The sequence below is a fragment of the Halorubrum sp. Ib24 genome, assembly GCF_002252745.1.
Taxonomy (GTDB): domain Archaea; phylum Halobacteriota; class Halobacteria; order Halobacteriales; family Haloferacaceae; genus Halorubrum.
In genome coordinates this window covers 17,214-30,199 of the sequence record NZ_NHOX01000031.1, presented here as the reverse complement: position 1 = coordinate 30,199, position 12,986 = coordinate 17,214, and the positions used below count along the sequence as shown (strand labels likewise).

The 12,986-nt window shown below is 72.4% G+C and carries 12 protein-coding genes and 1 pseudogene; 6 read left to right on the top strand and 7 right to left on the bottom strand.

The window, feature by feature from the left end; genetic code table 11:
• From DJ82_RS08210 to DJ82_RS08180, 7 genes are all read right to left on the bottom strand, one after another.
• Positions 1–363, bottom strand: a 363-nt coding sequence (locus DJ82_RS08210) for a shikimate dehydrogenase (RefSeq protein ID WP_394338195.1), incomplete at its 3' end; no start/stop codon positions are given.
• Between the two features lie 165 nt (positions 364–528).
• Entirely contained in the window at positions 529–1,656 is a 1,128-nt protein-coding gene (locus tag DJ82_RS08205) for a DUF373 family protein (protein ID WP_094524910.1), read from the bottom strand.
• Positions 1,657–1,776: 120 nt separating this feature from the next.
• Positions 1,777–2,712, bottom strand: coding sequence for a signal peptide peptidase SppA (gene sppA, locus DJ82_RS08200; protein WP_094581540.1), 936 nt, complete (start codon positions 2,710–2,712; stop codon positions 1,777–1,779).
• A 147-nt stretch (positions 2,713–2,859) separates the two neighbouring features.
• Positions 2,860–3,783 (bottom strand): coiled-coil protein, encoded by a 924-nt coding sequence (locus DJ82_RS08195; protein ID WP_094524908.1) that lies wholly within the window; start codon positions 3,781–3,783, stop codon positions 2,860–2,862.
• Positions 3,784–4,071: 288 nt separating this feature from the next.
• A complete protein-coding gene (locus DJ82_RS08190; protein WP_094581539.1) occupies positions 4,072–4,758 on the bottom strand; it encodes a 2,5-diamino-6-(ribosylamino)-4(3H)-pyrimidinone 5'-phosphate reductase in 687 nt (228 codons plus the stop codon).
• A 64-nt stretch (positions 4,759–4,822) separates the two neighbouring features.
• Positions 4,823–5,335: a PUA domain-containing protein gene (locus tag DJ82_RS08185; protein WP_094524906.1), complete on the bottom strand. Its 513-nt coding sequence runs from the start codon at positions 5,333–5,335 to the stop codon at positions 4,823–4,825.
• Between the two features lie 97 nt (positions 5,336–5,432).
• Entirely contained in the window at positions 5,433–6,329 is an 897-nt protein-coding gene (locus tag DJ82_RS08180; RefSeq protein ID WP_094581538.1) for an HD domain-containing protein, read from the bottom strand.
• A gap of 365 nt (positions 6,330–6,694) precedes the next feature.
• Between DJ82_RS08180 and dapA the strand changes: the two genes are divergently transcribed.
• From dapA to DJ82_RS08150, 6 genes and pseudogenes are all read left to right on the top strand, one after another.
• Positions 6,695–7,693, top strand: coding sequence for a 4-hydroxy-tetrahydrodipicolinate synthase (gene dapA, locus DJ82_RS08175; RefSeq protein ID WP_094581537.1), 999 nt, complete (start codon positions 6,695–6,697; stop codon positions 7,691–7,693).
• The gene (gene dapB / locus DJ82_RS08170; protein WP_094581536.1) at positions 7,690–8,490 is read left to right on the top strand and encodes a 4-hydroxy-tetrahydrodipicolinate reductase; all 801 of its coding nucleotides are present in this window, start codon (positions 7,690–7,692) and stop codon (positions 8,488–8,490) included. The genes dapA and dapB overlap by 4 nt, the downstream gene beginning before the upstream one ends.
• A gap of 57 nt (positions 8,491–8,547) precedes the next feature.
• Positions 8,548–9,387 (top strand): 2,3,4,5-tetrahydropyridine-2,6-dicarboxylate N-succinyltransferase, encoded by an 840-nt coding sequence (locus DJ82_RS08165; RefSeq protein WP_094581535.1) that lies wholly within the window; start codon positions 8,548–8,550, stop codon positions 9,385–9,387.
• Entirely contained in the window at positions 9,384–10,817 is a 1,434-nt protein-coding gene (gene lysA / locus DJ82_RS08160) for a diaminopimelate decarboxylase (protein ID WP_094581534.1), read from the top strand. Before DJ82_RS08165 ends, lysA begins: the two co-directional genes overlap by 4 nt.
• Positions 10,814–11,770 (top strand): annotated as a pseudogene (dapF, locus tag DJ82_RS08155) (diaminopimelate epimerase). Before lysA ends, dapF begins: the two are co-directional and overlap by 4 nt.
• The gene (locus DJ82_RS08150) at positions 11,767–12,978 is read left to right on the top strand and encodes a M20/M25/M40 family metallo-hydrolase (protein ID WP_094581533.1); all 1,212 of its coding nucleotides are present in this window, start codon (positions 11,767–11,769) and stop codon (positions 12,976–12,978) included. The pseudogene dapF and the gene DJ82_RS08150 overlap by 4 nt, the downstream one beginning before the upstream one ends.
• Positions 12,979–12,986: the final 8 nt, after the last annotated feature.

Here is a 12,986-nt window from a genome sequence, read left to right as displayed (position 1 = left end):
GAGCGCGACGTCGTGGCACAGGAACGCCCGTTTCACGCCGGCCGCGTCGGTGTTGTAGCCGCGGGGGCGGTCGGCGTCGCCGTCGCGCAGCGGCCCGAAGTCGACCGTGTTGACCGCGCCGATGCGCTCGGCGAGGGGGGCGGCGACGACCGCGTCGAGGACGTCGCGCTTGAACGGCACCGTGACGTTGAGGCCGGCCACGCCGAGGTCGGCCGCGCCGGAGACCGCCGCGGCCGCGGCGTCGGCGTCGGGCTCGAAGGTGACGTAGCGCGCGTCGATCCCGAGCGCCTCGTAGCCGGCCTCGTGGAGCGGCGGCGACAGCGAGTGCTCGACCGGGTTCCCGATCAGTCCGTACACGTTCATGGGCGCTCACGCGGCCGCGACCGAGAAAAGTGGCGCGGTCGGGGTGCGGAGACCGCGGGAATAGGCGCGGTCGGGGTGCGGAGACCGCGGGAATAGGCGCGGTCGGGGTGCGGAGACCGCGGGAATAGGCGCGGTCGGGGTGCGGAGCCCTCGCCTCCCCGGCCCTCACTTCCCGTCCGTCTCCCGGTCCGCGTCGATGACGTCCTCCAGCGTCTCGGTCCCGACGTCGCTCGCGAGCTTGACGCCGATCAGCGAGACGACGATTCCCGCGACGATGAACGCCGCGAGCCGCTGGACGGGCGTCACGCCCACGCCGATCGGCTCGAACGGGTCGATCACCGACTCCTGCGCGAGGAAGTAGCCCGCGAACCCGCGGACGACGAGCGAGACGGCGACGATGACGAACGGGAGGTTGAGGTAGGGGGTCCGGATCCCCTCGTCGCGGATCAGCTCGTCGAGGAGCCGCCCCACGGCCGCGGTCACGCCCCCGACCGCGAACCACGGGACGGCGGCGTAGGTGAACTCCATCGCCTCCACGAGCCGCGGGGCGCCCCCGAGCTCCGAGGCCGACAGCACGCCGAAGAACCCGCCCACCAGGGCGAGCCCGGCGGCGACGACGTACGTGACGATCGACACCTGACCGGCGTACAGCGCCTCCCGAACGCGCTCCGGCATCCCGGCGACGAACCGGTCGATCGCGAGCCCCTTGTAGAGGAGCGCCGCGCCGAGCAGCCCCGCGACGCCCGCGACCGCCTCGGCGGGGGAGAACCAGTAGAACAGCGCCGGCAACAGCAGGAGGGCGACCCCGAACGGCACGAGGATCGTCGACCGGAGCTGCTCGTCGGCGAGGAACTGCTTCAGCAGGTAGTACGTCGACTCGATGTCGCGGGCCTGGCGGACGACGACGCGGTCGACGGAGTCGACGGGGATCCGCGACTCCACGATCGGGAGCACCCGCTCGTCCTCCGCCGAGTCGACGACGACGACCGCGGCCCGGGGGTCGTACCGGTCCACGAGGTCGTCGAGCTGGGCGGCGATCGAGCGGTCGGCGCCGACGGCGGTGTCGCTCTCCGCCGACACGACCGCGACGACCGACTCCTCGCGCTCGTCCCGGAGGTCGCGGGCGACCCGAAGCGACTCGAGCAGACAGTTGACGCTGGCGTCCTCCGGGTCGCTGAGCCCGGCGTCGGTGACGAGCGACCGGACCGCCTCCCAGCCGGCGACCGGCATCGGGACGTTCGTGGCCCGGCCGATCGCCCCGGATCGGTCGATGCAGATGACCAGCGTCGTCACGCCTCGACTCTCGATCCGCCCGGATAAAAAGTTCTCCGTCGGCGAGGGGTTCGCCGGGGCCGGGGCCGATTCCGGGCGGAGGCGGGGCCGTCGCGCGGCCTCCAGCAGCGGAGGCGCGGCCTACCGCAGTTCGACGTCGACCTCGCCCCCCTCGCTCGTGAAGGCGCTCGCGACGCCGTTGCCGGCGGCGAACGCCACGCGCTCCGCGCCGATGCCGAGCCGCTCCGCGAGCCCGCGCTCGGGCGTGAACTCGCGGATCTCCGGCTCCGCGTCGATCAGCTCCGCGAGCCGGTCCTCGACGTCGTCCTCGGTGCCGAGCTCGTCGACGAGCCCTATCTCCAGGGCGTCGGTTCCGAGGTACACCCGCGCCTCGGTCTCCCGGATCGCCCCGGGGTCCATGTCGCGCCCCTCGCTGACGGTCTCGACGAACTGGTCGTAGTAGCCGTCGATGATCCCTTGGAGGTACTCCCGCTCGTCCTCCTCGATCTCGCGCAGCGGGACGCCGGCGTCCTTGTACTCGCCGGCGGTGAACTGCTCGTAGGATATCCCGAGCTTGTCGGCGAGTCCGGCCGCGTTCGGCCGGGAGCCGACGACGCCGATGGAGCCGACGAGGCTCGCGTCGCGCGCCCACAGCTCGTCGCAGCCGCTCGCGATCCAGTAGCCGCCGGAGGCGCAGGTGTCGGTCGCGTACGCGACCGCGGGGCCGTCGAAGCCGGCGGCCGCGCGCCGGATGTCGTCGCTCGGGAGCACCTCGCCGCCGGGCGTGTTGAGCTCGACGACGAGCGCCTCGACGTCCTCGTCCTCGTCGGCCGCCTCGATCTGCTCGACGACGTCGTCGGCCGTCGTCCCGCCCGGTCCCGACAGCGGCGAGGGGCGGCCGCTCTTCCGGACGATCGGTCCGGAGACCGTCACCTTCGCCGCGTTGTACTCCTCGGCGTCACCGAACCGACCGCGGGTGAGCCGGGCGACGATCCGCCTGCCGGCCACCGTCGCCGTCGCACCGATCACGGCGGCCGCGAGGAGGTTCCGTCCGTCCGAACGCGCGTCGCTCTCCATACCGTCGGTTGGGGGCGCGCCCGTTTATATGGTGGCGCTACGGGTCGCCGCGGGGACCGGCGCGAGCGACGACCGCCTCCGCCGCGCTCGGAGCCGTCGCTGGGGGAATCGGAAAAGCCGCAAAACCGGGGGAAATCGTCGTCCGAGTTACAGCAGGCCGGTCTTCTGGAGCTTCATCAGGTCCTCGGTGTCGAGCGTCTCGCCCTCCTTGAACTTCTGGTAGATCTCCTCGGCCTCTTCCTTCTCCTCCTCGCGCTTCTCCGCGCGCTCGTCCTTGCGCTCGCGCTCCTCCTCCTTGTCGAGCTCGCGCAGGCGCTTCTGGACGCGCACGAAGTCCTCGTGGTGTCGGTCGGCGGCCTCCTGGGCCTCCACGAACAGCTCGTGCATCTCGTCGGCCTCGTCGCGGATGTCGTCGGCCTCGCGGTAGGCCTCGATCATCTGGTTGTGGTGTTCCTGGGCCTTGTCCGCGAGCTCCGTCACCTTCTGGTGGTGCTGGGACGCCTCGGACCGGACCTCCTCGGCCTCCTCGACCAGCTCGTCGAGCTCGCTGGTGTCGTCGACCTTGTCCTTCTTCTCGGCGAGCTTCTCGCGCTTCTCGTCGATCTTCTCGATGAGCTCGCGCTCGTCCTCCGCGTCGAGAACCTCGGTCTGCTGTCGGAACTCGAGGTCCTCGATCTCCTCTTTGAGCTCCTCGATGGACTTGCCGGAGCCGAGCTCCATGTCCTGTTTGAGCTCCTCGACCTCGTCGAACAGCTCGTTGGCCTCGGCGTTGAGCTCGTTGCGCTTGTCCTTGTGCTCTTGGACCTGCTCGTTGAGCTCGTCGCGCTTCTCGCGGTGTTCCTGGGCCTCGTCGACCTTCTCGCGCGTCTTCGCGTTGAGGTCGTCGCGCTTGGAGGCGCGCTCGGAGGCCATCTGGTTCAGCTCGTTGCGTCGGTCTCGCAGCTGACCGGCGCGCTTGATGAGCTGTCCCTTCGACCCGTTGTCGAGGTCGTCCTCGGAAAGGTCTACGTTGTCCGCTTCGTCCATCGGTTCGATGTCGTACTGATCGATGACTTCGTCTTTCGTTACCATTTTTTATCTCTCCATCACCGCTCCGGGGATGGCTGGTGCTCGCCGTCGTGCGTCGGGCCGTTCACAAGAGCTCCCGTTCATTTCAGCGTGCGATCCTACCAGCGCCGGAGGCGTTCTGGTACCAAATCCTACCGCCGGCCGACATATAAAGACTTCGGTGAATCGGGTGTAACCCGGTAGCACGGGCCGTATACCCGCCGATCCGTGCTGACCGATCACACACCCATCAGTATTTATGAAACGTCTACCGGGCCCCCGCCGGACGGGCGCCGCGGTCTCACGCGGGACTCACGACGCGTCGTCGCGGACCTCGTACGAGAGCACGACCCCGTCGTCGAACCGCTCCGCGTCGGTTAGGTCAAGCCGCGGGAACGCCTCGGTGAACCCCTCGCCGTCGGCGAGCGTCGGGGCGCCGCGACCGCCGATCACCATCGACCCGACGTAGACGTGGAGCTCGTCGACGAGGTCGGCCGCGAAACAGGAGTATATCACCTCGCCGCCCCCCTCGACCATCAGGCGGTCGACGCCGCGGTCGGCCAGCGCCGCGAACCCCGCGGCGAGGTCGACGTGACCGTCGTCGGTCTCGGGTTCGACCGCGACGACCTCGCCGCCGGCCGCCTCCAGCGCCGCGCGGCGCTCCTCCGTCGTCGCCGCCGAGACGAGCAGGTACGTCGTCGCCGCGTCGTCGAGGATCCGGGCGTCGGTCGGCGTCCGCCCTCGCGAGTCGACGACGACGCGGGCCGGATGGCCGGGGCGGCCGTTCCGCAGGCGCTGGACGCGGCGGTCCTCCTCGTCGAGGGTGAGGTGCGGGTCGTCGGCGAGCACCGTCCCGACGCCCACGAGCACCGCGTCCGCGGCGGCTCTGACGCGGTCGACCCGGTCGAAGTCCTCCGGGCCCGAGATGCGGAGCTGCTCCCGGCGCCGCGTCGCGAGCTTCCCGTCGACGCTCTGGGCGGCGTTGACGACGACGTGCATACGCGTGCGTGTCGCGGGCGGGGAATGGTCGTTTCGGTCGCCGACGGCGTCGCCGGCGGTTCCGTCACTCCGCGTCGCCGCCGCCGACCCCGTTCCGCACCTTCACCGCGACGCCGCTCGCGAACGCCTCGGCCTCCGCGCCGGAGAGCTCCGCGCGGCCGACCGCGAACAGCGCGTCCGCCTCGTCGACGACGAGCACCTCGTCGCCGGGGCGAATCCCGTCGTCGGCCGCGACCACGAACTTCGCGAAGGCGTTGCGCCCCTCGCGGACGAACGGCTCGCTCTCCTCGCCGACGACCATCCGGTGTCGCGGCTGGTCGAACGCCTCCCGCAGCCGCCGGCCGCCGGCGACCCCGAGCGTGAAGCGCCCGTCGGTGCCGTACGAGACGAGGCGGTCGCCCTCGGAGCTCCCGGGGGTGTCGTCGACGTCGCCGACGATGACCTGCCGCGGGCGGCCGCCGCTTGACCGGCGGACCGTCAACGGGTCGTCCGGGGGGAAGAGGGCGCGGCCCGCGCCGGCGCCGAACTGGTAGTCGGCGCCGGTCCGTAAGTCCGCCAGCGCGTCGGCGTCGGTCATACCCGCACTGTTCCGGCCACGCGCAAAGCCGTTACGACACGGCGCGGCCGGATCCGCGACGCGGAACGACCTGGATCCGCGACACGGGGCGGCCGGCCTACAGCTCGATCCGGTCGACGATCGACTCCGACCCGTCCCTGTTGCTGTGGGTGTTGATCGCGATCGTCTGTATCTGGTCTTCCACCAGCGACCCCTCCATCTTCGCCTTCAGCAGCGAGTCCACCTGGTAGACGCCCGCGGCGTTGTTCATCCGGATCACGACCTGCGCGGGGGTCTCCTCGCCCTCCCGCAGCGAGACGCGCTGGATCGCCTGCGAGGAAACGGTGTTGATTCCGCGCCCGCCCTCCTCGTAGGGGACCCGCGAGCGCCCGCGCTCCATGTCGAGCCCGTCGGCGATCCGAACGACCCCGGCCTCCAGCGTCAGCGGCTGCTCCTCCGTGTGGTGACAGAGGATGGCGTGGAGCACTTCCGCCTTCACGCGCACCTGCTCCGGGACGTCGTAGAAGGAGGGGAGGAGGCTGTCGAGGAGGTCGGCCGCGAGCGGGATCGAGTAGTACGGATGATCGTGGCGGTGAACGACGTGGCCGATGTCGTGGAGCGTCGCCGCGAGCGCGATGACCACCGGCTCGTCGGCCTCGTCGAGCCCCTGTTGGCGAGCGCCGTTGAACTCGACGCCGCCGTCCTTCAACAGGTCGTACAGCCGGAGCGCGCGGTCCCGCACGATCTCGACGTGCTTGGCGCCGTGGTCGTTGTACCCCTTCCGGTCGACGGGGTTGACGTTCTGCGCCTCCAGGTACGCGGTGATCTCCGCGTCGGCGGCGAACCGGTCGAGCATCTCGTTGAGGCGGTCGTCGGGGAAGGCGTGGTCGGCCTCGGGGTCGTACTCGTGGCGGTCGGCGTCGGTGTCGGGACGGATATCCGGGTCGGTCGCGGGGCCGTCGCTCGGGGGGACGGGGTCGTCCGGGTCGGTCGACGACTCGGCGGGATCGGTCATGAGATCGGTGAAGACGCGTCGGCGACCTAAAAGGTGTGCGTGCCCGGTCCGGGCGCGGCGTCCCGGGAGCGCGCCTCGCCGGGCGGCAGTTTCGACCACAGACACAACTTATAAGCGGTACAGGCGTCCAGTACGGGTGTGATCCGACCCGCGTCCGGACGCGGCTCGCCGAGGCCGTCAGCGACGCGGCTCTTCTCGAAAAAACGCGCGTGAGCCGTCCGCCGGCGGGAGTGGCGACCCCGTCCCGGACGACCCCCGACCCGCGCGCACCGTTCGTTTCCCGACCGACCGCAGACGACCACGAACACTGGCCGACCGCAGACGGCAGCAGCGTTCGACCGACCGCAGACACCCACAGCGCACCCATGACAGACGCGACCACCACGACGCCCTACGGAGCCCGAACCGAGACGGACCGAGACCAGACGACCGAGCCCTTCGAGGGGGTGTACCCCGCGATGACGACCCCGTTCACCGACGATAACGAGGTCGACCACGCGCAGCTCGCCGACAACGCCCGGCACCTCGAACGCGCGGGCGTCGACGGGGTCGTCCCGGTCGGCTCCACCGGCGAGTCGGCGACGATGACTCACGACGAGCACGTCGACGTGATCGAGACGGTCCGGGACGCGCTCGACGACATCCCGGTCATCGCCGGCACCGGCTCCAACAACACCGCCGAGGCGCTCTCGCTGTCCCGGCGGGCCGCCGACGCGGGCGCCGACGGCCTCCTCCTCATCTCCCCGTACTACAACAGGCCGGAGGCGCAGGGATTCCTGAACCACTACCGGACGATCGCCGACGAGGTCGACCTTCCACAGATCGTCTACAACGTCCCAAGTCGGACCGGTCAGTCGATCCCGGTCGACGTCACGGTCGAGCTCGCGGAGCACCCGAACATCCAGGGGTACAAGGCCGCTTCCGGCGACCTGAACCTCATCAGCGAGGTGATCGAGCGCACCCGCGAGGAGTCCTTCTCCGTGCTCTCCGGCGACGACGGGCTCACGCTCCCGGTGCTCTCCATCGGCGGCACCGGCACTATCAGCGTCGTTGCGAACGTCGAGCCGGAGCGCTCCTGCGCGATGGTCGGCGCCGCGCTCTCCGGCGACTACGACCGCGCCCGCGCGCTCCACCACGAGCTCTCGCCGCTCGTCCGCGAGCTGTTCGCCGAGACGAACCCGATTCCGGTGAAGGAGGCGATGCACATCCGCGACCGGGGCGGGCCGCTGGTCCGCTCGCCGCTCTCGCGGCTCTCCGAGGAGCGCCGCGACGTCCTGCGTGACCTGCTCGCCGAGTACGACGAGGCCGCGCCCGGAACCGTCGAACCGGAGGTCGTCGAGCCCGCAACGGGGGGCGCCGAATGAGCGGCGGCGCGGCCGACTCCCACTCCCTCTCCGTCGCCGTCACCGGCGCCGGCGGCCGAATGGGCCGCGAGGTTATCGAGGCGGCCGCCGACCGCGAGGGCGTCGCCGTCGCGGTCGCGGTCAACCGCACCGCGACAGAGCCCGTCGCGCGCGTCGACGTCGAGGACGCCGACCGGCTCGGGGAGCTGCTCGCGGCCGAGACGCCCGACGCACTCGTCGACTTCACCGGCCCCGAGTCGGCCGTCGCCTACGCCGGGGCCTGCGCCGACGCGGGCGTCCCGCTGGTCACCGGCACGACCGGCTTCGCGGACGCCCAGCTCGACGGCCTCCGGGCCGCGAGCGACGCGGTCCCGGTGCTCAAGGCGTCCAACTTCGCGCGCGGCGTCGCCGCGCTCCGCCGCGCGGTCCGGGAGGCGGCGGCCGCGCTCCCCGGCTACGACGTGGAGCTCACCGAGACGCACCACAACGGGAAGCGCGACGCCCCCTCGGGCACCGCGAAGTCGATCCTCGACGACGTGGAGTCGGTCCGCGACGACCTCGACGAGCGCGTCCACGGGCGCGAGGGCGACGCGCCGCGCGAACCCGACGAGATCGGCGTACACGCCCGGCGCGCGGGCGACGTCACCGGCGAACACGAGGTGCTCGTGGCGGGGAACCGCGAGACGCTGGAGCTCACGCACCGCGCGGGCGACCGCGGGGTGTTCGCCGAGGGCGCGCTCGACGCCGCCGCCTGGCTCGCCGGTCGCGACCCCGGCTGGTACGGGTTCGACGACGTGCTCGACGCCGGAAACGAATAACTACGAAGCATCCGCATATCGACGAATAAATACCGACACTCATCCTTACACTACGCAATGACGCTCGAATCCGACGTATCCGATCTGTGGGACCGCTATCAGGAGGGACTGACCGCCGCCGACGCGACCGCCGAAGACGCGGCCGTGATCGACGAGTTCCTCTCCGCGCTGGAGGCGGGCGAGGTCCGCGCCGACGAGAAGACCGGCGACGACGTGACCACCTGGGAGGCCAACGAGTGGGTCAAGCGAGGCATCCTGCTGAACTTCGGCCTGCGCGAGACCGAGCCCCGCGAGCACGGCGGCGTCACCTACTACGACGTGCTCCCGCTCCGCGACACCGCCGACCTCGGCGAGCGCGGGACCCGCAACACCCCCGACGGCACCGTCATCCGGCGCGGCGCGTACCTCGGGAGCGACTGCATCATGATGAGCCCCTCGTTCGTCAACATGGGCGCGCACGTCGGCGACGGCACCCTCGTCGACTCCTGCGACACGGTCGGCTCCTGCGCGCAACTCGGCGAGAACGTCAAGCTCGGCGCCAACACGCTGATCGGCGGCGTCCTCGAACCCGTCGAGGACGCGCCGGTCGTCGTCGAGGACGGCGTCTCGCTCGGCGCGGGCTGCCGGGTCACCTCGGGCTTCCGCGTCGGCGAGAACAGCATCGTCGGCGAGAACACCCTGCTCACCCCCCGCATCCCCGTCTACGATCTCGTCGAAGCGGAGGTCCGCTACGGCCACCTCCCGGCCGACCGCCGGGCGTTCACCCGGATGGTGGAGTCCTCCGTGGGCGACCACGACCTGTTCGAGGGCGGCGCGTACAAGCCCGCGGTCGTCGCGACCCACGTCGAGGAGGACACCCTGGAGGCGACGCGGCGCGAGGACGCCCTCCGCGAATGAGCGACCGCGACGCTGGCGGATCGTCCGACGAATCCGCCGACGGCGACTCCGCCGCTGGCCCCGTCGCCGCCGACGGCGACCCCCCGGCCCGGCGCGTGAGCGACTGGGACGCCGACCGCCTCGCCGACCTCGCGGCCGAGCACGGCACGCCGCTGTACGCGCAGGACCTCGACCGCGTTCGCGAGAACTGCGAGCGCCTCCGGGACGCCTTCCCCGACGCCGACGACCGGTACGCGGTGAAGGCCCACACCGGACGGGCGGTCCTCGAAGCGGTCCGCGAGGCCGGGCTCGACGCCGAGTGCGCCTCGGCCGGCGAGGTCGACCGCGCGCTCGCGGCCGGCTTCGGCGGCGAGCGGCTCCACTACACCGCGGTCAACCCGCCCGCCCGCGACCTCGACTACGTCGTCGGCGTCGCCGAGGCGGAGCCCGCCCTCACGGTCACCGTCGGCGCGGTCGACACCCTCGACCGGCTCGCCGAGCGGGGCTACGACGGGCGGGTCTGCGTCCGGGTGAACCCCGGCGTCGGCGCGGGCCACCACGCGAAGGTCCGGACCGGCGGCGCGGCGAAGTTCGGGATCCCGTACGACCGCGCCGCCGAGGCGGCCCGCGACGCCGCCGAGCGCTTCGAAGTGGTCGGGGTCCACGCCCACGCGGGCTCCGGCATCGACCCCGACCAGCTGGACAGCCACCGCGAGATGGTCTCGCGGATGGGAGCGCTGGCGCGGAAGCTCGCGGAGCCCGACGGCGACGCGGCCGGGGACGGCGACGCGCCCGCCCCCCTAGACCTCGAGTACGTCGACGTCGGCGGCGGGTTCGGCGTCCCCTACGAGGAGGACGAGCCGCCGCTCGACCTCGGTGCGGTCGCGGCGGCCACCCGAGAGGCCGTCGCACCGCTGCCCGCGGGCGCCGACCTCGCGATCGAGCTCGGCCGGTACGTCGTCGCCGACGCGGGCGTCCTGCTGACGCGCGTGAACACGGTGAAGCCGACCCCCGACGAGCGCGTCGTCGGCGTCGACGCCGGGATGACTGACCTGCTGCGTCCGGCGATGTACGACGCGTACCACCCGATCAGGAACCTCGGCGGCGGACGGGGCGGCGACGGGAGCGACGCCCCGTCCCCCCACGAGCGGGAGGCAACCCCTGTCACGGTCGCCGGACCTATCTGTGAGACCGGTGATACCCTGTGTAGAGACCGAGCGCTCGCCGATCCGGCCCGAGGGGACCTCCTCGCGGTCGGAATCGCGGGCGCGTACGGATACGAGATGGCGAGCCAATACAACTCACGACCGCGGCCGGCGGAGGTCGCGCTCGACGACGGAACCGCGACGGTCGCCCGACGACGAGAGAGTCTGACGGACGTGACGGCGGCCGAACGGACGGGGGACCGTTCAGGAGCGACGGCGGCGCCCGAGACGGAGGGGGAGCGATGAGCACCCACGCAGTCCCGATCGAGAAGTACCACGGCACGGGCAACGACTTCCTCGTCGTCGACGCGACCGCGGAGAGCGTCGGCGACCGCGCGCGGTTCGCGCGCGCTCACTGCGACCGCGAGACGGGCGTAAACGGGGCGGACTTCGACGCCGACCGCGGCGCGGCCGCGGCGAGCGGCACGGGAGGCGACGCGCCCGCCGGCCGCCGCGGCGCGGACGGCGTCCTCTTTTTAAGTATCGAGGAGCGGTTCGACCCGACACGGGTCGTGATGACGCTGGTCCAGCCCGACGGCTCGACGGCGACGATGTGCGGCAACGGCGCGCGCGTCGTCGCCCGGTGGGCCCACGACCGGACCGGCGACCGCGAGTTCATGATCGACACGCAGGCGGGCACGCGGCGCGCCTCGGTGAACGGGGACGCGACCGCGGCGACCATCGAGATGGGCGAGCCGACGTTCGACCCCCGTCTGGCCCCGGTCGCCCGCGACGAACCGCTGATCGACGAACCGGTCGCGGGACTGACCGTCACGGCCGTGAACACGGGCGTCCCCCACGCCGTGGCGTTCGTCGACGGCGGCCGCGACGGCCCCGAGGGCATCGGCGCGGTCGACCTCGACGCCGTCGCTCCGCCGGTCCGCCACGCCGACGTCTTCCCCGAGGGCGCGAACGTGAACCTCGCGGCGGTCGTCGACGACGGGAGCGGCGACGGGCCGGCGGTCCTCGACCAGCGCACCTTCGAGCGCGGCGTCGAGGGCGAGACGCGCTCCTGCGGCACCGGCGCCGTGGCGGTCGTCGCCACCGCGCGCCGGCTCGGCCTGATCGACGGCGAGTCGGCCGTGAGCCGCCGCCGGGCGGCGAACTCGAGATCACGGTGCCCGACGCGGGACCACGCGACGGCTGACCGTCCGGTCGCCCACGAGTTCACCGGGAGCCTGCCCGCCGACCCGCGATGAGCGACCCCTCGTTCGATCCCGTCTCCTTCCTCGAGCGCGCCGTTCGGACCCCCTCTCACGAGTCCGTCGACGAGATGCGCGACCTGGTCGTCGAGACGCTCGACCGGCACGGCGTCGACAGCGAGGTCGTCGCCGGCGGCTGCGTGCTCGCGGAGAAGCGCTCGCCCGCGCCGGACGCGGGGCCGCACCTCGTTGCGAACACGCACCTCGACACGGTGACGCCGCACGTCCCGTTCGAGCGGGGCGTCGCCGGGGAGGACGAGCGATTGGGTTCCGCATCGAACGGCGGAGCCCCTGACCAGGTGATCCGCGGGCGCGGCGCGTGCGACGCAAAGGGACCGCTCGCCGCGCTCCGGTCCGGGTTCCTCTCGGCCGCCCCGGAGCGCGGCCGGCTCACGCTCGCGCTCACGCCCGACGAGGAGACCCTGTCGCTCGGGGCGGCGGCGCTGACGGGGCGGCTGCTGGGGACCGAGGACCGGCTCGACGGCGACCTGTTCCTGGTCGGCGAGGCGACCGGGCTCGACGCGTGTACCGCCGCGAAGGGGCGGTTCCAGGGTACCGTCGAGCTGTCGGGCACCGCGGCGCACGCCGCGGAGTTCGCCGGCGCGAACGCGGTCGCGGCCGCCGAGGGCGCGCTCGAGGCGGTCCGGACCTTCGACGCGGACGCCGACGAGCACCCCCAGCTCGGCCCGCCGAAGCTCACGCCGACCGTCATCGAGGGCGGGGAGGCGACGAACCAGGTGCCGGCGGACTGCGAGATCACCGTCGACCGGCGGAGCGTCCCGCCGGAGACGGCCGAGGGATTCCGCTCGGCGCTCGCGGCCGCGGTGCGGGCGCGGGTCCCGGAGGACGTCGGCGTCGACGTCGCGCTCACCGACCGGGAGTCGCCCTTCTTCGAGGCGTTCTCGACGCCCCCCGATCACGAGCTAGTCGACGCGGTCGCGGGCGCGGCGCGGGCGGCGGCCGACTCGACCGGGCTCGCGACCGACCGCGGGGGATCCGTGCGCCCCTTCGGCGCGGCGACGGAGGCGTCGTACTTCGCACCGGCGCCGACGGTCGTGTTCGGCCCCGGCGACCTCGCCGACGACGCGGGCGCGGTCGCGCACTCGGAGCGCGAGTACGTCCGCGTGCGAGAGGTGGACGCGGCCGCGGAGGCGGTCGAACGGGCGATCGCGGGGCTGCTCGGTGACGCTGCGGCGAAACACTGATCCGGCCG

What these genes read in the sequence shown, in the direction of transcription:
- dapA (WP_094581537.1), top strand. Translation starts at nt 6,695, where the DNA reads ATGACAGACGCGACCACCACGACGCCCTACGGAGCCCGAACCGAGACG.
- dapB (WP_094581536.1), top strand. Translation starts at nt 7,690, where the DNA reads ATGAGCGGCGGCGCGGCCGACTCCCACTCCCTCTCCGTCGCCGTCACC.
- DJ82_RS08150 (WP_094581533.1), top strand. Translation starts at nt 11,767, where the DNA reads ATGAGCGACCCCTCGTTCGATCCCGTCTCCTTCCTCGAGCGCGCCGTT.
- DJ82_RS08180 (WP_094581538.1), bottom strand. Translation starts at nt 6,329, where the DNA reads ATGACCGATCCCGCCGAGTCGTCGACCGACCCGGACGACCCCGTCCCC.
- DJ82_RS08190 (WP_094581539.1), bottom strand. Translation starts at nt 4,758, where the DNA reads ATGCACGTCGTCGTCAACGCCGCCCAGAGCGTCGACGGGAAGCTCGCG.
- lysA (WP_094581534.1), top strand. Translation starts at nt 9,384, where the DNA reads ATGAGCGACCGCGACGCTGGCGGATCGTCCGACGAATCCGCCGACGGC.
- sppA (WP_094581540.1), bottom strand. Translation starts at nt 2,712, where the DNA reads ATGGAGAGCGACGCGCGTTCGGACGGACGGAACCTCCTCGCGGCCGCC.
- DJ82_RS08165 (WP_094581535.1), top strand. Translation starts at nt 8,548, where the DNA reads ATGACGCTCGAATCCGACGTATCCGATCTGTGGGACCGCTATCAGGAG.
- DJ82_RS08185 (WP_094524906.1), bottom strand. Translation starts at nt 5,335, where the DNA reads ATGACCGACGCCGACGCGCTGGCGGACTTACGGACCGGCGCCGACTAC.
- DJ82_RS08195 (WP_094524908.1), bottom strand. Translation starts at nt 3,783, where the DNA reads ATGGTAACGAAAGACGAAGTCATCGATCAGTACGACATCGAACCGATG.